The 20,968-nt window shown below is 38.8% G+C and carries 24 protein-coding genes, 1 tRNA gene and 1 pseudogene; 19 read left to right on the forward strand and 7 right to left on the reverse strand.

Annotated elements, in window-relative coordinates:
- Nucleotides 1–4: 4 nt before the first annotated feature.
- The 4 genes from cysW to KTJ10_RS04575 form a co-directional block, all read right to left on the reverse strand.
- Nucleotides 5–889, reverse strand: a complete 885-nt coding sequence (cysW, locus tag KTJ10_RS04560; protein WP_032006997.1) for a sulfate ABC transporter permease subunit CysW — start codon at nt 887–889, stop codon at nt 5–7.
- Nucleotides 886–1,719, reverse strand: a complete 834-nt coding sequence (gene cysT / locus KTJ10_RS04565; protein WP_005073131.1) for a sulfate ABC transporter permease subunit CysT — start codon at nt 1,717–1,719, stop codon at nt 886–888. Before cysT ends, cysW begins: the two co-directional genes overlap by 4 nt.
- A gap of 80 nt (nt 1,720–1,799) precedes the next feature.
- The gene (locus KTJ10_RS04570; protein ID WP_002118423.1) at nt 1,800–2,408 is read right to left on the reverse strand and encodes an RBBP9/YdeN family alpha/beta hydrolase; all 609 of its coding nucleotides are present in this window, start codon (nt 2,406–2,408) and stop codon (nt 1,800–1,802) included.
- Nucleotides 2,409–2,438: 30 nt separating this feature from the next.
- Nucleotides 2,439–3,446, reverse strand: coding sequence for a sulfate ABC transporter substrate-binding protein (locus KTJ10_RS04575; protein ID WP_001212602.1), 1,008 nt, complete (start codon nt 3,444–3,446; stop codon nt 2,439–2,441).
- 263 nt (nt 3,447–3,709) lie between these two features.
- Between KTJ10_RS04575 and pabC the strand changes: the two genes are divergently transcribed.
- The 4 genes from pabC to KTJ10_RS04595 all read left to right on the forward strand — a co-directional run bounded on the left by pabC (nt 3,710) and on the right by KTJ10_RS04595 (nt 6,759).
- Entirely contained in the window at nt 3,710–4,522 is an 813-nt protein-coding gene (gene pabC / locus KTJ10_RS04580) for an aminodeoxychorismate lyase (protein WP_262441455.1), read from the forward strand.
- Between the two features lies 1 nt (nt 4,523).
- Nucleotides 4,524–5,594, forward strand: coding sequence for an endolytic transglycosylase MltG (mltG, locus tag KTJ10_RS04585; protein ID WP_262441456.1), 1,071 nt, complete (start codon nt 4,524–4,526; stop codon nt 5,592–5,594).
- 9 nt (nt 5,595–5,603) lie between these two features.
- On the forward strand, nt 5,604–6,203 hold the full coding sequence (gene tmk / locus KTJ10_RS04590) for a dTMP kinase (protein WP_262441457.1): 600 nt from the start codon (nt 5,604–5,606) through the stop codon (nt 6,201–6,203).
- 139 nt (nt 6,204–6,342) lie between these two features.
- Nucleotides 6,343–6,759 carry a PaaI family thioesterase gene (locus KTJ10_RS04595; RefSeq protein WP_009393656.1) on the forward strand — a complete coding sequence of 139 codons (417 nt, stop codon included), beginning with the start codon at nt 6,343–6,345 and terminating at the stop codon, nt 6,757–6,759.
- A 56-nt stretch (nt 6,760–6,815) separates the two neighbouring features.
- Here KTJ10_RS04595 and nadB read toward each other — a convergent pair whose 3' ends face one another.
- Entirely contained in the window at nt 6,816–8,459 is a 1,644-nt protein-coding gene (nadB, locus tag KTJ10_RS04600) for an L-aspartate oxidase (protein ID WP_013197095.1), read from the reverse strand.
- 231 nt (nt 8,460–8,690) lie between these two features.
- On the opposite strand from nadB, the gene KTJ10_RS04605 reads away from it, so the two are divergent.
- The 12 genes from KTJ10_RS04605 (at nt 8,691) to KTJ10_RS04660 (ending at nt 19,000) form a co-directional block, all read left to right on the forward strand.
- Nucleotides 8,691–10,067 (forward strand): Do family serine endopeptidase, encoded by a 1,377-nt coding sequence (locus KTJ10_RS04605; protein ID WP_039759589.1) that lies wholly within the window; start codon nt 8,691–8,693, stop codon nt 10,065–10,067.
- Nucleotides 10,068–10,188: 121 nt separating this feature from the next.
- Nucleotides 10,189–10,641, forward strand: coding sequence for an acyl-CoA thioesterase (locus KTJ10_RS04610; RefSeq protein WP_005067822.1), 453 nt, complete (start codon nt 10,189–10,191; stop codon nt 10,639–10,641).
- A 175-nt stretch (nt 10,642–10,816) separates the two neighbouring features.
- Entirely contained in the window at nt 10,817–12,634 is a 1,818-nt protein-coding gene (gene lepA / locus KTJ10_RS04615) for a translation elongation factor 4 (RefSeq protein WP_002118606.1), read from the forward strand.
- A gap of 75 nt (nt 12,635–12,709) precedes the next feature.
- Entirely contained in the window at nt 12,710–13,537 is an 828-nt protein-coding gene (lepB, locus tag KTJ10_RS04620; RefSeq protein ID WP_130173523.1) for a signal peptidase I, read from the forward strand.
- A 24-nt stretch (nt 13,538–13,561) separates the two neighbouring features.
- Nucleotides 13,562–13,936, forward strand: coding sequence for a DUF4845 domain-containing protein (locus tag KTJ10_RS04625; protein WP_032055219.1), 375 nt, complete (start codon nt 13,562–13,564; stop codon nt 13,934–13,936).
- Nucleotides 13,908–14,600, forward strand: coding sequence for a ribonuclease III (gene rnc, locus KTJ10_RS04630; RefSeq protein WP_005067830.1), 693 nt, complete (start codon nt 13,908–13,910; stop codon nt 14,598–14,600). The genes KTJ10_RS04625 and rnc overlap by 29 nt, the downstream gene beginning before the upstream one ends.
- Nucleotides 14,601–14,611: 11 nt before the next feature.
- Complete coding sequence (gene era / locus KTJ10_RS04635; protein ID WP_079381034.1) at nt 14,612–15,634, forward strand: GTPase Era; 1,023 nt, start codon at nt 14,612–14,614, stop codon at nt 15,632–15,634.
- 17 nt (nt 15,635–15,651) lie between these two features.
- On the forward strand, nt 15,652–15,855 hold the full coding sequence (locus KTJ10_RS04640) for an NF038104 family lipoprotein (protein WP_005067833.1): 204 nt from the start codon (nt 15,652–15,654) through the stop codon (nt 15,853–15,855).
- Between the two features lie 9 nt (nt 15,856–15,864).
- The gene (recO, locus tag KTJ10_RS04645; protein WP_262441458.1) at nt 15,865–16,578 is read left to right on the forward strand and encodes a DNA repair protein RecO; all 714 of its coding nucleotides are present in this window, start codon (nt 15,865–15,867) and stop codon (nt 16,576–16,578) included.
- 13 nt (nt 16,579–16,591) lie between these two features.
- Entirely contained in the window at nt 16,592–17,317 is a 726-nt protein-coding gene (gene pdxJ / locus KTJ10_RS04650) for a pyridoxine 5'-phosphate synthase (RefSeq protein ID WP_199975786.1), read from the forward strand.
- 6 nt (nt 17,318–17,323) lie between these two features.
- Nucleotides 17,324–17,968, forward strand: coding sequence for a tRNA-(ms[2]io[6]A)-hydroxylase (locus KTJ10_RS04655; protein ID WP_262441459.1), 645 nt, complete (start codon nt 17,324–17,326; stop codon nt 17,966–17,968).
- 273 nt (nt 17,969–18,241) lie between these two features.
- Nucleotides 18,242–19,000: an SDR family oxidoreductase gene (locus tag KTJ10_RS04660; RefSeq protein WP_068565495.1), complete on the forward strand. Its 759-nt coding sequence runs from the start codon at nt 18,242–18,244 to the stop codon at nt 18,998–19,000.
- A gap of 169 nt (nt 19,001–19,169) precedes the next feature.
- Here the strand turns inward: KTJ10_RS04660 and KTJ10_RS04665 are convergent.
- Nucleotides 19,170–19,245, reverse strand: a tRNA-Asn gene (locus KTJ10_RS04665).
- 46 nt (nt 19,246–19,291) lie between these two features.
- Between KTJ10_RS04665 and KTJ10_RS04670 the strand changes: the two are divergent.
- Together KTJ10_RS04670 and KTJ10_RS04675 are read left to right on the forward strand one after the other, a co-directional pair.
- Nucleotides 19,292–19,438, forward strand: a pseudogene (locus KTJ10_RS04670) (hypothetical protein).
- Between the two features lie 41 nt (nt 19,439–19,479).
- On the forward strand, nt 19,480–19,911 hold the full coding sequence (locus tag KTJ10_RS04675) for a hypothetical protein (protein ID WP_199992081.1): 432 nt from the start codon (nt 19,480–19,482) through the stop codon (nt 19,909–19,911).
- A 15-nt stretch (nt 19,912–19,926) separates the two neighbouring features.
- Here KTJ10_RS04675 and KTJ10_RS04680 read toward each other — a convergent pair whose 3' ends face one another.
- Nucleotides 19,927–20,364: a PaaI family thioesterase gene (locus KTJ10_RS04680; protein ID WP_262441460.1), complete on the reverse strand. Its 438-nt coding sequence runs from the start codon at nt 20,362–20,364 to the stop codon at nt 19,927–19,929.
- 187 nt (nt 20,365–20,551) lie between these two features.
- Here KTJ10_RS04680 and KTJ10_RS04685 point away from each other — a divergent pair, with 187 nt between their 5' ends.
- Complete coding sequence (locus KTJ10_RS04685; RefSeq protein WP_068565490.1) at nt 20,552–20,962, forward strand: GFA family protein; 411 nt, start codon at nt 20,552–20,554, stop codon at nt 20,960–20,962.
- Nucleotides 20,963–20,968: the final 6 nt, after the last annotated feature.

Here is a 20,968-nt window from a genome sequence, read left to right on the forward strand (position 1 = left end):
TTCCTTACGAATCAGTTGAATGTGGTTCTGGTTTATCTTGATGTAGCTCTAACCAAGTTTTTAAAATCAGTGTTAAAAGAGCTAAGAAGGCAAGCAGTGAGGACACGGCAAAGGCTGCGCTAAAGGTGTACTCGTTATATAAAATTTCTACATGAAGTGGCAGGGTATTGGTTTCACCACGGATATGACCAGAAACCACTGATACTGCGCCAAACTCACCCATGGCACGGGCATTACACAAAATCACGCCGTAAATCAGACCCCATTTAATGTTAGGGAGTGTGACCTTCCAAAAGGTTTGCCAACCTGATGCACCGAGTACAATTGCTGCTTCTTCTTCCTCTGTTCCCTGAGCTTCCATGAGTGGAATTAACTCACGTGCCACAAATGGAACTGTAATAAAAATGGTTGCTAAAACAATTGCAGGTACGGCATATAAAATCTTGATGTCATGATCCATTAACCAGCCGCCGAACCAACCTTGAGCACCAAAAATTAGAACAATCATTAAACCTGCAATAACGGGTGAAACCGAAAAAGGCATGTCAATAATGGTGGTTAAAATAGCCTTGCCTCTAAATTGGAATTTAGAAACAGCCCAAGCTGCAGCAACACCAAATATCACGTTAATTGGAACTGCAATTGCTGCGGTGAGTAATGTTAATTTCACTGCTGATAACGTATCTGGATCAATCAAAGCCTGAACATAGACTTCTAGTCCTTGTTTAAATGCTTCTACGAAAACCAGAATGAGTGGCAATATGAGGCAACTTACGAAAAAAATCAGTGCGATTGTAATGAGGGTATAACGTACCCAAGTTGGCTCACGTGTTGCATCACGAGACTGTAACTTCAAGGCAAGTGCATTACTGTCGGTATGTAAATTCATGTGATGTTTCTCCCTGTACGACGGTTTGCCCATGCTTGAAGTAAGTTAATGACAAATAGGATGATAAAAGAGAGAACTAACATGACTGCTGCAATGGTCGTTGCGCCTGCATAATCATATTCTTCAAGACGAGAAATGATCATCAGCGGTGCAATTTCCGTTTTAAAAGGTTGGTTACCTGCAATAAAAATAACAGAACCATACTCACCCACGCCGCGAGCAAACGCTAAAGCAAAGCCTGTAAATAGAGCAGGTAGTAATATTGGTAAAATAATTTTAGTAATCGTCTGCCAGCGATTTGCACCAAGTGCTGAAGCTGCTTCCTCAAGTTCGGTTTCAATATCGCTAAGTACCGGCTGAACGGTTCGAACAATAAATGGAATACCAATAAAGACCAACGCTAGCGTAATCCCGATAGGTGTATAGGCAACCTGAATACCAAGTGGTTCAAGATATTGACCTAACCAACCAGTAGGTGCATAGAGTGAAGTCAGTGCAATACCTGCAACTGCGGTCGGAAGCGCAAAAGGTAAATCGACCAATGCATCAACTAGACGCTTTCCAGGGAAGTTGTAACGAACAAGACACCAAGCCAAAAGCAGACCAAACACAACATTAATAAATGCTGCGATTAAAGCTGAACTAAAGCTGAGTTGAAGCGATTTTAAGATGCGCTCTGAGGTTAAAATTTCCCATAGCCCGTCCCATCCGATTCCAAATGATTTGATAAAGACTGCGGCTAATGGAATAAGCACAATAAAAGAAACGTAGGCGAGGGTGAAGCCCAAAGATAGACCAAACCCAGGCAGCACTCGGGATCGCTGCGACATGATATTTCCTCAAAGAGAAAAGCCTTCTGAAACCAGTAAGCGAATAAATAAAGATAAACAGTGCGGTATAAAGATTGGTATTAAGCAAATTTCAAAGAGAAATGTGTTTTTACCGGGTCGATAGATGAGTGACTACACATCGAATCTTCTGGAATCAAATAATTCAGCAAATCTGGAAATGGCCCAAAACCTGAGGCAACATTAATATGACCCACCTCACCAAGATTAACGGGATTTAATTTCCATGATTTCGCAAGTTGTAACGCATCAAAAAAGCCGAGCCATGGATCATTTTCACTAATGAGTAGCGTTGCAGGTACATCAATTTTTAACTGATGAAAATAATCTTTGTAGTCGGTCAAGCTATGGCGAGCAAACCCTGCTTCCCCAAAGCGTGCTGGATTCGCTGGAGCGACTAAAATTAGTTTCTTAACTTGGCTTTTTAATTCTGGATGCTCAGCTAAAGCAGCTACACTCGTTAAGCATCCGAAACTATGTGCAACAATTTGAACAGGAGCTTGAGCTGCTTGAACTGTTTTAACGAATTGCTCAACCCATTCGCTTAATACAGGTCTATCCCAGTTTTTTTGCTCAACACGAGAACTAGACACGAGTTGACGCTGCAACCAAGATTGCCAATGCTGATGTTCACTGCCACCTACACCCGGAACAATTACAGTGTGAATCATGTCTGTTCTCCTTACTTTTAGTGCAAAGAATTACTTCTCTGCACTATTGATTTTCACGATTTGATCGAAAACACCACCATTATCAAAGTGTTGTTTTTGTACTTTTGTCCAACCACCAAACTCTTTATCGATTGTTACAAGCTTCAATGGCTTAAATACATTGCTGTATTTTTTAAGAACAGCTGCGTTACGAGGACGGTAGAAGTTACGTGCTGCAATTTCTTGACCAGCAGGCGAGTACAAATAGTTGAGATAACCTTTAGCAATGGTTAAGTTGCCTTTTTTAGCTGCATTCTTCTCCACAATTGCAACTGGAGGTTCAGCTAAGATCGAAAGAGACGGAGTAATAATTTCAAATTTGCCCGGCTGTTCACGAATAGCTAAATGAGCTTCATTTTCCCAAGCCAGTAATACATCACCAATGCCACGCTCAGCGAAAGTAGTCGTCGCACCGCGAGCACCAGAGTCTAGAACTTTAGTGTGTTTATAAATTTGGCGAACGTATTCTTGTGCTTTCGCGTCATTGCCACCTGGTTGATGTTTTGCCCAAGCCCAAGCTGCAAGATAGTTCCAACGAGCACCACCAGAGGTTTTTGGGTTTGGTGTAATGATTTCTACACCTGGTTTGATTAAATCAGCCCAGTCTTTAATTTGCTTTGGGTTGCCTTTACGCACCAAAAACACAATCGTTGATGTATATGGCGTTGAGTTCTGTGGCAGTTTTTTCTGCCAGTTAGTTGGAAGTAGTTTTGCTTTTTCAGCAATTTCATCAATATCTGCTGCAAGTGCTAATGTCACCACATCTGCATTTAAGCCATCGATAACCGCACGAGCCTGTTTACCAGAGCCGCCGTGTGATTGCTTAAACTCAATATCTTGACCAGTACGTTGTTTCCAGTAAGTACCGAACTGTTTGTTGAAATCTGTATATAGCTCACGAGTAGGATCGTAAGAAACGTTTAAAAATTCTTGGGCTGCAAATGACGAAACAGAAAGAAGTGCAGCGATAACCCCGACTTTTAATTGAGAAAAACGCATGAGATAAGTCCTCAAAAAATATGAAATGTTCAAAACATGAACGCAGAATAGCGCTAGTCTTTATTCTAAAAAAATAATAAAAAACGAATTTAATATGAAAAAAATAGAAATAATAATAAGAGATAAACTATTCTTAAATCTTGATATATAACAAGTTTCAAAAGTAGATACGAAATGGGTATAATTTTTTAAAATCAATCATTTATTATTTAAATGAAAGGTGTTGTATTGTTGTGCGGCTTTTAGCAAAGGATGGAACAAACATGTGGTGTTTTAAAAATGGGCAACCCGTTGAGACTATTCCTTTATTAGATCGAGCCTTTCATTATGGAGATGGATGCTTTACTACAATTCGTGTTTTTCAAAACCAAATTGAGCTTAAAGAAAGGCACTGGCAACGTCTAAAACTTGCATGTCAAAAACTGTCTTTGACAGTAAATTTTGAATTAATTGAACTGAGTTTACAGCAGCTGCAAAAGCAGAACCTCGTACTCAATGGCACTTTAAAAATTGTGATTAGTCGTGGGGAAGGCGACCGCGGTTATAGTTTACCAAAACATGAGGCCGATATTTATATCTGGTTTTATCCAAAAGCTTTAGAGCTGGTTGTGCCTGACTCTATCCAGTGTGGTGTTTTAAATCAGGCCCTAGGTTTAACCATGCCGAGCTTAGTTGGGCTTAAATCTTTAAACCGCCTTGAACAAGTATTGCTAAAAAAAGAAGCAGATCAACTCGGGTGGGCTGAAGCATTAGTTACTGATGTACAAGGTTATATTGTTGAAGGGGTCAGTAGTAATTGTTTTATTCGTTTAAATGATAGATGGATTACTCCTGAACTTCGTTATAATGGCGTCCACGGTGTAATGCGGGCAGAAATTCTGGCGCGTATGCAGCACCATGGTATTGCCTGTGAAGTACGTGTAATTGAGTTAGATGAAGTATCTGAAATACAAAGTCTATTCTTTTGTAATGCTTTAAACCCTATGCGAGTGGTTACTCATTTAGGCGAGAAAATGCTAGATACACAGGCATGCATAGATTTATTTCATATCCTTAACTTAAATCAGATTCATTAATATGCCGAAGCCACCCGTGAATACGAAAGCAAAAAACGCCAAGAAAAATAACAAAAAACAAGCTCCAAAATTTTCTAAGCGATTGGTTCTAATTGGCCTTTTTATTGTTTTAATCTTTACGTTTGCCATTTTATGGTCAAGCTTGTTTAAGGCTTATCCTGTTGAAGGAAAAAAACAGATGTTATCGATTACATCTGGAGAAACTTATTCTGGTTTTATTGATCGTTTGGCAAAAGAGGACAAAGTTAGCTTTCCTATCGTATTGAAGCTTTATCAGAAGTTTATGATTCATGACAGCATGAAAGTTGGTGTGTATGAAATTGAACAAGGGATGAGCGTAAGACAAGTGTTAGAGATGTTGTCTGATGCTGATAATGCTCAGATGAACCGTGTCTTAGTCATTGAAGGTACAACTTTTAAGCAGCTTATTACTGCACTCAAAAATGATAAAAATGTAAAAAATACAATATTAGATTTGCCTAATGATCAGCTCATGAAAGCGCTTGGGATTCCTTACGATCATCCAGAGGGCTTGTTCGCGCCGAATACTTATTTCTTTGCCAAAGGCGAGACTGACAAGAAAATTCTTACCGATTTATATCATCGTCAAATAAAAGCTCTAGATACAGCTTGGGCAAATCGCGCGCCGAATTTACCGTATAAAGATAAATATGAAGCATTAATTATGGCTTCTATTGTTGAGAAAGAAACGAGTTTAGACAGTGAACTTACACAAGTTTCTGGAGTTTTTGTCCGCCGTTTAAAAATTGGTATGCGTTTACAAACAGATCCAACTGTTATTTATGGAATGGGTAATAACTATAAAGGCAACATTACCCGAGAAGACCTGCGTACTCCAACACCATATAATACTTATACTATTAATGGTTTACCGCCAACTCCAATTGCTTTGCCAAGCCAAAAGGCAATTGAAGCAGCATTACATCCAGATGATTCAAATAACATCTATTTTGTTGCGACTGGTAATGGTGGACATAAATTTACGGCAAGCTTGCAAGCACATAATCAAGCTGTGCAGGATTATTTATCCGTGTTGAGATCGAAGAAATAAGGAAAAGAGATGTTTATCAGCTTTGAAGGCACGGAAGGGGTAGGTAAAACTACACTCATTCGAAAAATTCATCAGCATTTTGAAGAGCAAGGCAAACAAGTTGTTTTAACTCGAGAGCCGGGGGGTACACCGTTAGCTGAACAAATTCGTTCAATGCTTTTGGCTGTGAATCATGATGAAAATATGAGTCATGATACTGAGTTATTACTCATTTATGCAGCACGTGCTCAACACTTACAACAGGTTATTTTGCCTGCTTTAGAAGCTAACAAAATTGTATTAAGTGATCGCTTTACCGATGCGAGTTTTGCTTATCAATGTTCTGGTCGCGGTTTAAGCCAAGATAAATTACAGCTTTTAAATCAGAACTTCGTTTCACGCATGCCGGAGGTGACTTTCTGGTTAGATGCACCGATTGAACTTGGTATGAACCGTGCACGTGAACGCGGAGCTTTAGACCGTTTTGAACAAGAAAAGTTAAGCTTCTTTACTAAGGTTCGTGAAGGTTATGAAACCTTATGGAAGGCTGAACCGGAACGTATTAAGCGAATAGATGCAACCCAAAGTCCTGATCAGGTGTTTGAGCAGGCTTTGCAATATTTACGGTAAGCAAATTGGATGAGCCACTCTTATAAAAATATAGGAGTGGTGAAAAATGATGTTAATTCTGATTTAAATCGTCATAGAAAATATCTGTAATTTTCTTATGCTATCTTAAATATGATTTATAGATTGAAGAATAACAAGGATGAAAAGCTCAAAAGAAGAAATCGTGGCATTTCTTGAAAAGGAATTTCCACCAAGTCTTGAACATTGCACAATTGAATCAGTCACTCCCAAAGCTGCAGTTGTTTACTATCATGTCGATCAAAGGCATCAGCGTCCTGGTGGCACCATATCTGGCCCAACCATGATGACTTTGGCTGATTTTGCTTTATATATTGCGATATTAGGTGAGATCGGTATTGTTGGTTTAGCTGTGACGACCAACTTTAATATTAATTTTTTAAGAAAACCTGCAGGTGATCAAGACTTACGTAGTGAATGTAAACTCATGAAAGTCGGAAAGAGCTTGGTTGTCGGAGAGGTCTGGATTTATTCGGTCGGTCTGGATGAACCTGTGGCGCATGTGACTGCGACTTATTCAATTCCACCTAGACCATAAATATTAAACCAAATAAAAAGCACAGCCCTGGCTGTGCTTTTTTGTAGAAGAACAGCTTAAATGTCAGTATTAACTAATGGCTGTTCTACTGCAAAATTTGGAGGAGTTAAAACCGTTTTACGAATCTCGCTGGAAGTTTCCGGATAATCGAGCGTGTAATGTAGACCACGTGATTCTTTACGTTGCATAGCACAGCGAACAATCATTTCAGATACTAAAACAAGGTTACGCAGCTCGATCAGGTTTTTGCTAACACGGTAGTCTTGATAATATTCAGTGATTTCACGCTTTAACATTTCAATACGGTGTAAAGCACGTTCTAAACGTTTTGTGGTTCTGACAATACCAACGTAGTTCCACATGGTTGAACGTAACTCATCCCAGTTTTGTAAAATCACAACATCTTCATCAGGGTTGGTTACTTGTGAGTCATCCCAAGTTGGTACTTCAGGTAATTTGAAGTTTTCATCAAATTTATTTTCGATGTCTTTTGCCGCACTCATACCGTAAACGAAGCACTCAAGTAATGAGTTACTTGCCATACGGTTTGCACCATGTAAGCCTGTATAAGATGTTTCACCAATTGCATAGAGACCTTCAATATCCGTCTGGCTATTTGAGTCAACCACAACACCACCACATGTATAGTGGGCGGCCGGAACCACCGGAATCATATCTTTGGTAATGTCGATACCTAACTCAAGCAATCGTGCATAAAGTGTAGGGAAGTGCTCTTTAATAAACTCGGGTGATTTGTGGGTAATGTCTAACCACACGTGGCGAATACCGAGACGTTTGATTTCATGGTCAATGGTACGTGCCACAATATCGCGAGGAGCTAGTTCTGCACGATCATCAAAACGCAACATAAAACGTTCGCCATCAGGTAAGCGCAAATAAGCACCTTCACCACGCATAGCTTCGGTAATTAAAAATGAGCGTGCTTGAGGATGATACAGACAAGTTGGGTGGAACTGATTAAATTCCATATTGGCAACGCGGCAACCTGCACGGAAAGCCATTGCAATACCATCACCTGTGGCAATATCTGGATTAGATGTGTATAGATAAGCCTTCATCGCACCGCCGCAAGCCAGCGCGGTGAATGGTGCAAGGAAGGTATGAACCTTTTCAGTATTTTCATCTAATGCATATAAACCAATAGCACGATTCGCTTGGTCGGTATGGCCTAATTTATGCGAGGTGATTAAATCAATCGCAATATAATTTTCAAAAATAGTAATATTTTTACGTTCTTTGGCACGCTCAACTAAAGTGGTTGAAATGGCTTTGCCTGTTGCATCAGCAGAATGGATAATGCGACGCTGCGAGTGACCACCTTCGCGAGTTAAGTGAAGTTGCTCATCCTCATCTAGGGTAAATTGAACGCCTTGTTTTAAAAGAAAATCAACAGAAGGGCGGCCACCTTCTACGGTATGTTGTACTGCGTCCATTTCACATAAATGAGCGCCTGCAATCATAGTGTCATTAATGTGCTGTTGAATAGAGTCAGTCTCATCAAGAACAGCAGCAACGCCACCTTGAGCATAAAAGGTACTTGCTTCGGTTAGAGCAGCTTTGGCTAAAACTGCAATATTAAAATGATTTGGTAACGATAAAGCCAGACTTAAACCAGCGCCGCCGCTGCCCACAATAATCACGTCAAAGTGGTGAATTGTCTGTAAATTAGGCATGTCCATTCGCATCAATTTAAAACGTCCGCTAATGACACCCCTTTTTACCTAAAAAGGCAAGAGCTTAAGCGCTCTAACTCAGAGAAAAATTGCAATTGGCTTAAAAAGTTGCAATGCGTAAAATAATCCTTGTGATGATGTATTACAAATAAACATATTGTTACGCACAACCCCAAAGCGTTGTGATACAACAGTTTTATTCTTATTCTCGTAGACCAAATTGTGGGTGAGCACCGAATGAAATCTCGCTATTTACAACAAGGAATGTATGCAGCGGTATTTACAGTTGCTGCTGTTCAAGCAAATGCTGCTGTTGATTTTTCAAACCTCGTTGAACAAGTTAGTCCAGCAGTTGTGAGTGTGAACGTCGTAAAAAAAATGACTCAGGATGAACTGTTGCAGCAGCAAGTTCCTGAAATTTTAAAACGTTTCTTTGGCAATCAGGTCATCATTCCACAGCAACGAGGTCCACAAGAAAAGACAGCTTACGGAAGTGCATTCTTCATTAGTAAAGATGGCTATTTACTCACAAACCACCATGTGATTGAAAATGCCTCTCGTATCAGCATCACTCTAAATGACCGCCGTGAAATTGATGCAACCGTAGTGGGTAGTGATGAGCGTACAGACGTTGCTTTGTTAAAGGTCAATGGAACTAACTATCCAGCTTTACGAGTAGGAAATGTTGATCGCTTACGTGTCGGAGAACCGGTTCTAGCTATTGGTTCGCCTTTTGGTTTTGATTACTCAGCTTCGGCCGGTATTGTCAGTGCAAAATCAAGAAACATGAGCGGTGAAACCTCGGTGCCGTTTATTCAAACTGACGTGGCTTTAAACCCAGGTAACTCTGGTGGTCCATTATTTAATCAAAATGGTGAAGTGGTCGGGGTAAACTCTCGAATATTTAGTGGTACTGGCGGCTATATGGGCTTGTCTTTCTCTATTCCGATTGATGTAGCAATGGATGTTGCAGACCAGCTGAAAACAAAAGGTAAAGTCACACGCTCTTATCTTGGGGTGATGATGCAAGATATTGATCGAAACCTTGCTGATGCCTACAAATTACCAAAACCTGAAGGTGCTTTAATTACGCAAATTTCTCCGAACTCACCTGCACAAAAAGCAGGGCTAAGAGCTGGAGATGTCATTTTAAAACTAAATGGTGCACCTGTACTCCGTACGAGTGATTTACTCTATGCATTAAACAAAGTACAGCCAAATCAAACCGTTCAGTTTGAAGTGTTACGTGATGATAAAACACGTAATATTTCAGCAACCTTAACGACTGCGCCAGATGAAACACCTGCTACTGGTGTACAAGGTGCTGCATCTAAGGGGCCAGTTTTAGGCATGAGTATTCGTGATCTAGCTGAACCGGAAAAAAATGCGTTGAGCGTAAAAGGTGGTATTTATGTACAAGATGTTCGCCGTGGTGGTTTAGCATCATTGTCGAATATCATCCCGGGCGATGTGATTACTCAAGTCAATAATAACCAAATTTTAAATAGTCAGGATTTTGCAAAAGTTGTTTCTAACTTGCCAAAAAATACCGTAGCACGTGTTGCTATTATTCGTCAGGGACAGCGCGCAATGCTTGGTTTACGTATTCAATAATCCTCAACCCAATCGATAAACCACCCTGAAATGGGTGGTTTTTGTTATTTATCTTGAGCGTTTAGCGATATCTACCTACACTTATTTCAGTTTTAAGGTTAATAAATAAGAGTGTTCATTTGTGAGTAGTATTTTTGATTTACATATTCAGGTGCAGCCACATCACATTGATGCGTTGGGACATGTAAATAATGTGATGTATGTTCAATGGATGCAAGATGTAGCTGCTGCTCATGTTGAAACTTTGGGAGTAGGGGTAACTAAGTATCTTGAGTTAAAACATGCAATGGTCGCGGTTGAGCATCATGTGCAATATCGTAAAGCTGCGTTTGAAGGCGAACAAATTGTATTACGTACATGGTTAGATGACATTAATGCACTTTATTCGTTCCGCCAGTATGTGTTTTTTCGTCCATCAGATCAGGCCGTATTATTTGTTGGAAATACCAAATGGGCGTGTATTGAAATTGCTACAGGACGTCCAAAACGGATGTCGCCAACTTTTACCCATGCATACAAGCCGCTTGATTCAAGTATAAATCCTTATGATTTCACCGTTTCGTATGCTCAATAATTTGAAGTAATACGCTTACTTTGACTGTCCTTTTTTAAAACATAAGTACAAAGCTAATGATTATTTTGGATACTTTAAAATATGCATCTGTTATAATCTCACGCAATTTATTTAACCGCTTTGGCTGTGTATTAAAACAAGCTACATAGCACTCTATATTTTCTCAAGGTAACCCATGGCGCAAGCTAAAAAATCCGTCGATATCAAAAATATACGAAATTTCTCGATTATTGCCCACATTGACCATGGTAAGTCTACATTGGCTGACCGTTTTATTCAGATGTGTGGCGGTCTACAAGATCGTGAAATGCAAGCCCAAGTCTTAGACTCAATGGAGCTTGAGCGTGAACGTGGGATTACCATTAAAGCCGCTTCTGTCACGCTGTATTACACCCATCCAAATGGTCAGGAATACCAACTTAACTTTATTGATACGCCTGGGCACGTTGACTTCTCCTATGAAGTTTCTCGTTCATTAGCTGCATGTGAAGGTGCACTATTGGTTGTAGATGCAGCACAAGGCGTTGAAGCTCAATCAGTTGCAAACTGTTATACAGCAATTGAACAAGGTCTAGAAGTTCTTCCTATTCTAAATAAAATTGATTTACCACAGGCTGAACCTGAACGTGTAATTCATGAAATTGAAGAAATTATCGGGATTGAAGCGACAGATGCACCAACCTGTTCAGCAAAAACTGGTTTAGGTGTTGAAGGTGTACTCGAGCGTTTAGTCGATGTTATTCCGGCGCCAGAAGGTGATCGTGAAGCACCATTACAAGCATTAATTATCGACTCATGGTTTGATAACTACTTAGGCGTAGTTTCTCTTGTTCGTATTAAACAAGGTCGTATCCGCAAGGGCGACAAAATGTTGGTTAAATCGACAGGACAAACTCATCCGGTCACGTCTGTAGGTGTATTTAATCCTAAGCATACTGAAACAGATATTCTTGAAGCTGGTGAAGTAGGTTTTGTTATTGCGGGTATTAAAGATATTTTTGGTGCGCCAGTAGGTGACACAATTACTCTTGCTTCTACACCAGACGTTGCAACTTTACCGGGTTTCAAAAAGGTTAAACCGCAAGTATATGCTGGTCTTTTCCCGATTGATGCCAGTGACTTTGAACCATTCCGTGAAGCATTACAAAAATTACAGATCAATGATTCGGCTTTATTCTTTGAACCAGAAAGTTCAGATGCTTTAGGCTTTGGTTTCCGTTGTGGCTTCTTAGGTATGCTGCACATGGAAATTGTACAAGAGCGTTTAGAGCGTGAGTACGATCTTGATCTCATCAGTTCAGCACCTACCGTAATTTATGAAGCATTAACCAAAAAAGGCGAAACGATTTACATCGATAGTCCATCAAAAATGCCAGATGGATCGACTGTAGAAGATTTACGTGAACCAATTGCGGAGTGTCATATCCTTGTTCCTCAAGAATATTTAGGGAACGTAATGACACTATGTATCGAACGTCGTGGTGTACAAAAAGATATGAAATTCTTGGGTAACCAAGTTTCTATTACATTTGAAATCCCGATGGCTGAAGTCGTTATGGATTTCTTTGACAGATTAAAGTCATGCTCTCGTGGCTTTGCATCTTTAGACTATAACTTTGTACGTTTTGAAAGTTCAGCTTTAGTTAAGGTTGATGTGTTAATTAATAGCGAAAAGGTTGATGCCTTGGCTATGATTTGTCACCGTAATGATGCACGCCATCGTGGTATTGCATTGGTTGAGAAAATGAAAGACTTAATTCCTCGCCAAATGTTCGATGTTGCTATTCAGGCAGCAATCGGTGCGCAAATTATTGCCCGTTCTACCGTAAAAGCGATGCGTAAAAACGTATTGGCAAAATGTTATGGTGGTGACGTTTCACGTAAGAAAAAACTACTTTCTAAACAAAAAGAAGGTAAGAAACGTATGAAACAAGTGGGAAGTGTTGAAATTCCACAAGAAGCGTTCTTGGCTGTATTGAAAGTAGAAAGATAAGAAATAAGGGTGGGGGAAGTGAACAATTTCCTTTCCCCACTGTAATACAAGCAGCGAGGCTGCGAGTGAGGTCATGTGGATTTTGATTTTAATTTAATTCTTGTTCCAGTTACGCTGATTCTATTTGCAGTGTGGTTGTTAGATAAACTTGTATTAAAACAGCGTGCAAATAAAGGACGCGGGAACGAAAATTTTGTCATTACATGGGCCTATGACTTTTGGCCAGTTTTAGCTGTAGTACTTATACTCCGTTCATTTCTTTATGAACCATTTAATATTCCATCGGACTCTATGGTGCCAACTCTAGAAACTGGTGATTTTATTCTGGTGAATAAATTTGATTATGGTGTACGTTTACCTATTGTTAATAAGAAAATTATTGATGTTGGTGAACCAAAGCGTGGTGATGTAATTGTATTCCGTTATCCACCTCAACCGACTATTAGCTATATTAAACGTGTAATCGGTTTACCTGGTGATCATATTGTTTATGACCATGGGCAATTGATTATTAATGGGCAGAAAGTACCGAAAGTATTAACACAGTTCAGTCGTGAAAAAGATGTTATGGATACGCCAACGTCTATTTATCATAAAGAGACGATTGGTGAGCATACCTTTACGATGCGTGAGCTTGAAGGCGTAAATGTGGCGCGCCAAGCACCGTTTATCAACTATGTTGAAAATGGTAAATATGCGAACCAAGACGGTTTATATTGGGAAGTGACTGTACCAAAAGGACATTACTTTGCAATGGGGGATAACCGAGATCAAAGTGCAGACAGTCGTTTCTGGGGGTTCGTTCCTGAAGAAAACTTAACAGGACGAGCATTCTATGTGTGGATGCATAAAGAACCGGGCTTACACCTTCCTAACTTTAGCCGAAATGGAAAAATAGATTAAAAACAACCATTAGGAAAAAAAGAAATGCGTAAGGCACAACAGGGTACTTCGTATTTAGCAATTTTATTTGGGGTGGTTATATTTGCAGTTGCAGTAAAAGCTGTACTTGCAGTTTGGCCAGCATATTGGGATGATCGGCTGATTAATAATCAGATAGAAGAGCTTTTACAAGAAAGCTCTTCTGAGATCACACCACAAAAGTTTGTAACACAAATGGATCAGCGACTCGAAATGAACAATATTCGTGATCTCCACTTTAAAGAGATCGCTCAAGTGTTTAATCAGTCAGGTCTAACGGTCAAAAAGAAATATGAAGTAAGAAAACCTTTCTTATTTAATATTGATTTAGTTTTAACATTTGAGAAGAGTTTTGATAAAACATCAGTTCAAACTAAGTGATCCTCGCTTACTGAGTCGAATCGGATATCAATTTAAGCAGCTTGAATTGTTACAGTTAGCTTTGACTCATCGTTCGGTGAGTCACAAATACAATTACGAGCGCTTAGAGTTTCTCGGCGATTCATTATTAGGCATGATAATCGCTAATTATCTATATCATGCCTATCCAAATGAAAATGAAGGTCGTCTCACGCGTATGCGTGCGACCTTAGTTCGCCAAGAAGCATTAGGTAAGATTGCAACCGATTTGCAACTTAGTCGGTGTTTAATATTAAGTACAGGCGAGTTGAAATCTGGTGGTCATCATCGTGAGTCAATATTAGCAGATACGGTAGAAGCGATTATTGGTGCAATTTATCTTGATAGTGGTGATCTCAACTTACTTAAAGATATTGTGCTAAAATGGTACATACCCTATTTAGACCATATAGAACCTACGGATCAACTCAAAGATCCGAAATCACGTTTACAAGAGTATCTACAAGCACGTAAAAAACCTCTCCCTGTTTACGAGGTTGTAGATATTCAGGGTGATGCACCTCATCAGCACTTTAAAGTGGAATGTGTGGTAGATGGTTTACCGAAGATTTATGGTGAGGGTTCAAGTCGTCGTTTTGCCGAGCAGGCAGCAGCGGCGGAAATTTTAAAGTTATTGGAGCAATAACCTGCATGTCGATGCATTCTGATCAAATCAATCCAGATTCAAATGAAAACCAAGATCCTAATAATCTGATTGATCAATTTTTTAGTTCCAAAGGCGTAACAATCCCTTCGGATTTTAAGAGCGGATTTGTGGCGATTGTGGGACGTCCAAATGTGGGTAAATCTACCCTCATGAACCATTTATTGGGTCAAAAGCTCTCTATTACTTCGCGTAAACCTCAAACAACACGTCATAAAATTATTGGTATTGATTCTCGCGAAAAGATGCAGGCGGTATATGTAGATACCCCAGGTATGCATAAAAAAGAAGTGCGTGCTATTAATAAAATGATGAACCGTGCTGCTCATTCTGCATTACGTGACGTTAACTTAGTTTTATTCGTTATTGATGCTTATAAGTGGACTCAAAACGATGATTTAGTGCTTGAAAAACTCAAGAACGCTGAAATGCCAGTTATTTTGGTCATTAATAAGGCTGACACTTTTGAAGATAAAAGAGAGATTCTTCCTCTCATTCAAGAACGTGCCAAACTTATGAATTTTGCTGAGATTGTTCCTGTTTCTGCTTTGCGTGGTGCAAACTTAGAACACTTGAGTGAAACGATTGAGAAGTACCTTCCTTACCAACCACCATTGTATTCTTTTGATCAGATTACTGACCGCTCTGAACGTTTCTTAGCAAGTGAAATTATTCGCGAAAAAATCATGCGTCAGTTGGGTGAAGAGCTTCCTTATGATTTAACAGTACAAATTGAATCTTTCAAAACGGAAGAAGCAACTGTTAATGAAAAAACTGGTCGTTTGAAACCAGCTTGTACCTATATCGATGCAACGATTTTTGTAGACCGCGCTGGTCAAAAAGCCATTGTGATTGGTGAAAAAGGTGCCAAGCTTAAAACGATTGGTATGGATGCTCGTAAAGACATGGAAAAAATGTTTGAGCAAAAAATTATGCTCACACTTTGGGTAAAAGTGAAGGGTGGTTGGTCTGATGATGAGCGTGCTCTAAAAAGCTTAGGGTATAGTGATATCTAAAGGATAAGGATGCTGGTATGAAAACAATTACATCGTTAATTGCTATAGTTGGATGTACATTGATGTTACAAGGTTGTGTATATAAGCTTGTAACCGTACCAGTAGGTATCGCCTATAAAACTACTAAAGGTGTAGTTAAAGGTACAGCAGCTGTTGTAGGTGCTGTTATTCCTGATGGTGATGATGAGGATGACAAAAAAGAAAAAGAATCTGAGGAATAGATTCTTTTTATGATGCGCAATGAAGTCCTCCATGGATATATGATTCATCACCGTAAGTACCGCGAAAAAAGTCATATTGTGCATCTTTTTACTCAGGAATATGGGCGAGTCGATGGCATCTTAAGGCAGACTCCGCCCCCTCAATATCAGCCTATTCGGCTTCAAGCCACGGGTAAAAGTGAACTCAAAAATTTTACTAAGCTGGAAATATTAAATCAGCCTGTTTTCTTTTTTGGTGATGCTTTTTTTGCTGGTTTTTATCTCAATGAAATTGTTCTTAGACTTTGCCCATTAGAAGAGGCAATGCCGCAATCTTTTGAGCAATATCAATTAACTTTGCTTCAATTACAGCAATTATCTTCCCACGAAAATCCTGATCTATTTCTGAGACAGATTTTGCGTCAGTTCGAACATGTTTTGCTTCCTGAGCTGGGTTACGCGATTGATTTCTCAATTGATACTCAACAACAGCCAATACAGGCCCACCAGTTTTATCAATTTCAGGTGACTGAAGGTTTTGCGCCCATTGTTCAGGCAAGCCGTTCCTCATTGTCAGGTAAAGCAATTTTATCTATGTTGGATTATGAGCAAGGTCAGGATTTTTCTCACGAACAATTGCAATTATTAGGTAAACTATACCGTCAAATGATTACATCGCTTTTAGGAGATCGTCCCCTAAAAAGTCGACAATTGTGGATTCAAAATACTCAAACTCAATCGTAATTAGGATTTATTTATGGCTGCATTGCTTGGTGTAAACATAGACCATGTTGCTACTTTGAGACAGGCGCGCGGTACTACTTATCCAGACCCTGTGGAAGCTGCTCTTATTTGTGAACAAGCTGGTGCAGAGGGGATTACTTTGCATTTGCGTGAAGACCGTCGCCATATTCAAGATGACGATGTACGTCGCATGCGTCCATTATTAAAAACGCGTATGAACCTAGAGTTGGCTGTTACTGATGAAATGGTCGAGTTTGCGAAAGAAATTCAGCCTCAGCACGTATGTTTTGTTCCTGAAAGACGTCAAGAAGTAACAACTGAAGGTGGTTTGGATGTAGTGGGTAACTTTGAAAAAGTTAAAGCTGCAACTCAAACTTTAGCGGCTATTGGTTGCGACGTATCATTATTTATTGATGCTGATTTAGCTCAAATTGATGCAGCAGTTGCGTGTGGTGCACCTACGATTGAGTTACATACGGGTGCATATGCAGATGCGGAAACAGAGCAAGATCAACAAGCTGAGTTGGCGCGTATTATCAAAGGCGTTGAATATGCAGCTTCAAAAGGTTTGGTTGTAAATGCTGGTCATGGCCTTAACCTTAAAAATATTGCACCAATTGCAGCTATTCCACAAATTCATGAATTAAACATTGGTCATTCAATTATTGCTGAAAGTGTTTTTGTAGGTCTGGTTCAAGCTGTTAAAGATATGAAAACAGCGATTCAGGCAGCAGGATAGTTGGTTATGTCGAGTATCAATTACGATGAATTAATGCAACCTGTGGTGGCCTTTTTAGGATGTCAAACACCAAATGCATGGTTGGATGAGGCAATCAATAATTTAGATATCTTGATGCAAGATCATGCTAATTGTGAAAAGAAAGCGGCTAGTACAGCAATGAACTTAATGTTTCGCTATAGCTTCTTTCCTGACTTACAAATAAAACTTGCTCAGCTTGTACGAGAAGAAATGCTTCACTATGAACAAGTGCTTGAGCTTATGGCTAAGCGTGGTCAAGAGTGGACTGGTTTAAGTGCCGGACGTTATGCAGGTGGATTACGTAAAGAGATTCGTACGTATGAACCTGAAGCTTTAATTGATGTGCTGGTGATTGGTGCATTCGTAGAGGCTCGTTCATGTGAGCGTTTTTATGCACTTGCTCCGCGTGTAGATGATGAGTTAGGACGTTATTATCGATACTTACTTAAGTCAGAGTCTCGTCATTTTGAAGACTATCTCGCACTTGCGCTTGATGTGGCAAAAACTGCAAAAATGAAAGATCCTAAAGAGGATATTCAGCAGCGAATTGATCATATCCGTGAAGTTGAAAAGAATCTGATTTTAACGCCAGATAATACTTTCCGTTTTCATAGTGGTATCCCTGCTTAGTCTTGGATGTCTCAAACAAAAAAGTTTACCTTTCACGGTAAACTTTTTTTATTAGGTGAACATTATCTCTTAGACAGTAAGCATGCTCTGCTTTTAGTTTTTTAATGCATATAATTATTTAATAAATATATTTTTTATAGATTTTAATTTCTCTTAAAATTTTTAAAAAACTTTTATTTTTTTAGGCTAATAATAAATATTGTGTAAATATAAAGGCTGATATGTTCATCATGAGTTCAACTGAAATAGTTGATCATTTCTAAGGATATAAGAATGTTAGCATTAGTTACAGGCGCATCGGCAGGTTTTGGTTATAGCATTTCAAAAAAGCTGATTGAGCTAGGATATAAAGTTATTGGCTGTGGAAGACGAGCAGAAAAACTAGAAGAACTAAAACAAGAACTTGGTGAGAAATTCTACCCATTAGTATTTGACATGACGGATACGGCAGAAAATATAAATAAGGCATTGCTTGATTTGCCAGCCGAATTTCAAATCGGTCAAATTGATTTATTGGTGAATAATGCTGGATTGGCATTGGGATTAGAACCAGCAGATAAAGCAGAATTAGATGATTGGTATACGATGATTGATACCAATGTTAAAGGGCTTGTTACGATTACCCGACTAATTTTACCAAGTATGGTAAAGAAAAAATCAGGTCTAATCATTAATATGGGCTCTATTGCAGGTACATACCCATACCCAGGGGGCAATGTGTATGGGGCAACCAAAGCATTTGTGGAGCAATTTAGTCTAAATCTTCGTGCTGATTTGGCTGGTACTGGTGTGCGCGTAACTAATATTGAACCAGGGTTGTGTGGAGGTACTGAATTTTCTCTTGTGCGTTTTAAAGGTGATGAGGATAAAGTAAACAGCCTATATGATAAAAAGAATCCACTCTTGCCTGAAGATATTGCAAATACGGTAGCTTGGATTGCTTCACAACCTCCACACATTAATATTAATCGTATTGAAATGATGCCGACCACTCAATCTTTTAATCCTTTAAAAGTGGTTGAAGTGGAATAATAATTTGAGAATAGAATAGATTCTTTAGAGTTAAATTGGACGCTTAAACCTAACAAAGACTCTAAGAAAAAAAGAAATCCTCTATCTGCTGATAGAGGATTTTTTTATAGTTATTGATAAATTTATGGCAAAAAAAAGCCCGCTTTAATGCTGCGGGCTTTTTAGTATTTGGCTCTCCCACCTGGGCTCGAACCAGGGACCTGCGGATTAACAGTCCGTCGCTCTACCGACTGAGCTATGGGAGAATCTGCATGCGATTATAAGGAGATTTTGAGAAGGGTCAAGTCTAAATTGTCATGTTTATTTCATTTTTGTGTCGTATGCTTTTTATTTGATCAGTTGAGTGGTGAGTAAAGAAATTACTTGCACTTTAAAAAATCAATTGCTAGATTCAAAAAAGAACAAGCGTTTGGAGAAATCCAAACAGTGTGGATTTAAACCAACTTGCCAGCACTAAAATGGCTAAATCGGAGATAAGTATGAAAACGCTTACGATCGCTTCTATTTTTTCTAATTTTGATTTCTATCAACACAATTATCTGAATATCTTAAATCACTCAGAATCTTATTACACACCCGTAGAAAGGGCATGGATTAATACTTATCCTTTCAAAAAGCAGAATTTGTATTTAGGCGATTTATTGCAGCTTTGGTTTAGCTCTAAATGGAATGTGCATAATTCACTTAAGATTTTAAAAAGCTCGAAACTACTAAACTCCTCTGAATCTTTATATATTTTTCAATTAGAAGGTGAGTTATTGTTGGGTAAAAATAAAGTTTTAGCTTGGTCTGTAGAGCATCAAGAAATTATAGAGCTCCAACTTAAAAATATTTGGGCGCCGTATGTGATTGCACAAACTTGTAAACGTCCAGATAATTCCGGTGATTCAATAAAAAAGGCAGCGGTTTAAGGCTACCTTTAACGATTATGGACGAATAATCATGCAGGTTGCTGTTGCATAGGCATACAGTTTACCTTCCTCATCAATAATCTTTCCTTCAGAAATACCTAAATTTTTACTTAAATTAATAACTTTGCCTGTTGCAATTAAAGCCTGATTTTGGGGAATAGGGCGGCACATTTTTACGTTAAGGTCGATTGTGCCGTAACCTACACCCGCAGGTAACATCGTATGTACTGCACAGCCAGTCACTGAATCTAGGACTGTAGCAGCAAAACCGCCATGTACTCCACCGAGTGGATTTAGATGGTTTTGATCTGCTTGGGCTTTAAAAATAACAGATCCTTCTGAAATTTCAGTAGGTTGCATAGGTATAGTTTTACTAATACTTGCAGGTGGAATATGGCCTTCTATCATAGCTTGTAAAAATTCTAGACCAGTCATTTCCATCGGATTTTTCATTTTTTGAGTCCTTAAATTAATAAAGTTCTAAAATGGAACTTGATGTTAAGTTAGGCGTTATAACTTCTATTGTCAAGTTAACAAGTACAAGAAATATGGGCCACTTTATAGTTTATAAACTTGTAAATTTTGGTTGAGCAGAATATTTTATAACTCTAAAAATATAAATTTACTATGGAAAATAATAATGAATGGTCAATGTTTGTGTGGAGAAACAACTTTTGAAGTTGAATTAAAAAATCATGATGTACATGTTTGTCATTGTTCAATGTGTCGTCGACAAACGAGTGGTGTCATTATGACGATTGATGTTGTCAAAGGTAGTCTTAAGTTTAATCAGCAAAAACATCTGAGTATCTTTAACTCTTCTGAATGGGGTGAAAGAGGTTTTTGTAATGCTTGTGGAACAACAATTTTTTGGAGAACAAAAGATCAAAGTTACTGCAATATCAATGCATTTTCTTTAAATGAACCAGTAAAAGACTTGAAGCTAGATATAGAAATTTTTATTGATTCAAAGCCTGATTTTTATAATTTTCAAAATGATACAAAGAAATTGACCGAGGCTGAGGTTGCCGCTTTATTTAACTTAGAATAATTTTAA

The organism is Acinetobacter sp. WU_MDCI_Abxc222 (assembly GCF_025514755.1).
Classification (GTDB): domain Bacteria; phylum Pseudomonadota; class Gammaproteobacteria; order Pseudomonadales; family Moraxellaceae; genus Acinetobacter; species Acinetobacter geminorum.

Excerpts from the sequence above, each read along its gene's own strand:
- tmk (WP_262441457.1), top strand. The coding sequence starts at position 5,604 with ATGTTTATCAGCTTTGAAGGCACGGAAGGGGTAGGTAAAACTACACTC.
- KTJ10_RS04685 (WP_068565490.1), top strand. The coding sequence starts at position 20,552 with ATGAATGGTCAATGTTTGTGTGGAGAAACAACTTTTGAAGTTGAATTA.
- cysT (WP_005073131.1), bottom strand. The coding sequence starts at position 1,719 with ATGTCGCAGCGATCCCGAGTGCTGCCTGGGTTTGGTCTATCTTTGGGC.
- KTJ10_RS04605 (WP_039759589.1), top strand. The coding sequence starts at position 8,691 with ATGAAATCTCGCTATTTACAACAAGGAATGTATGCAGCGGTATTTACA.
- lepA (WP_002118606.1), top strand. The coding sequence starts at position 10,817 with ATGGCGCAAGCTAAAAAATCCGTCGATATCAAAAATATACGAAATTTC.
- KTJ10_RS04570 (WP_002118423.1), bottom strand. The coding sequence starts at position 2,408 with ATGATTCACACTGTAATTGTTCCGGGTGTAGGTGGCAGTGAACATCAG.
- KTJ10_RS04625 (WP_032055219.1), top strand. The coding sequence starts at position 13,562 with ATGCGTAAGGCACAACAGGGTACTTCGTATTTAGCAATTTTATTTGGG.
- KTJ10_RS04655 (WP_262441459.1), top strand. The coding sequence starts at position 17,324 with ATGTCGAGTATCAATTACGATGAATTAATGCAACCTGTGGTGGCCTTT.
- pabC (WP_262441455.1), top strand. The coding sequence starts at position 3,710 with ATGTGGTGTTTTAAAAATGGGCAACCCGTTGAGACTATTCCTTTATTA.
- cysW (WP_032006997.1), bottom strand. The coding sequence starts at position 889 with ATGAATTTACATACCGACAGTAATGCACTTGCCTTGAAGTTACAGTCT.
- KTJ10_RS04675 (WP_199992081.1), top strand. The coding sequence starts at position 19,480 with ATGAAAACGCTTACGATCGCTTCTATTTTTTCTAATTTTGATTTCTAT.
- era (WP_079381034.1), top strand. The coding sequence starts at position 14,612 with ATGCATTCTGATCAAATCAATCCAGATTCAAATGAAAACCAAGATCCT.
- KTJ10_RS04575 (WP_001212602.1), bottom strand. The coding sequence starts at position 3,446 with ATGCGTTTTTCTCAATTAAAAGTCGGGGTTATCGCTGCACTTCTTTCT.
- recO (WP_262441458.1), top strand. The coding sequence starts at position 15,865 with ATGATGCGCAATGAAGTCCTCCATGGATATATGATTCATCACCGTAAG.
- KTJ10_RS04595 (WP_009393656.1), top strand. The coding sequence starts at position 6,343 with ATGAAAAGCTCAAAAGAAGAAATCGTGGCATTTCTTGAAAAGGAATTT.
- KTJ10_RS04680 (WP_262441460.1), bottom strand. The coding sequence starts at position 20,364 with ATGAAAAATCCGATGGAAATGACTGGTCTAGAATTTTTACAAGCTATG.
- KTJ10_RS04640 (WP_005067833.1), top strand. The coding sequence starts at position 15,652 with ATGAAAACAATTACATCGTTAATTGCTATAGTTGGATGTACATTGATG.
- pdxJ (WP_199975786.1), top strand. The coding sequence starts at position 16,592 with ATGGCTGCATTGCTTGGTGTAAACATAGACCATGTTGCTACTTTGAGA.
- KTJ10_RS04660 (WP_068565495.1), top strand. The coding sequence starts at position 18,242 with ATGTTAGCATTAGTTACAGGCGCATCGGCAGGTTTTGGTTATAGCATT.
- nadB (WP_013197095.1), bottom strand. The coding sequence starts at position 8,459 with ATGGACATGCCTAATTTACAGACAATTCACCACTTTGACGTGATTATT.
- mltG (WP_262441456.1), top strand. The coding sequence starts at position 4,524 with ATGCCGAAGCCACCCGTGAATACGAAAGCAAAAAACGCCAAGAAAAAT.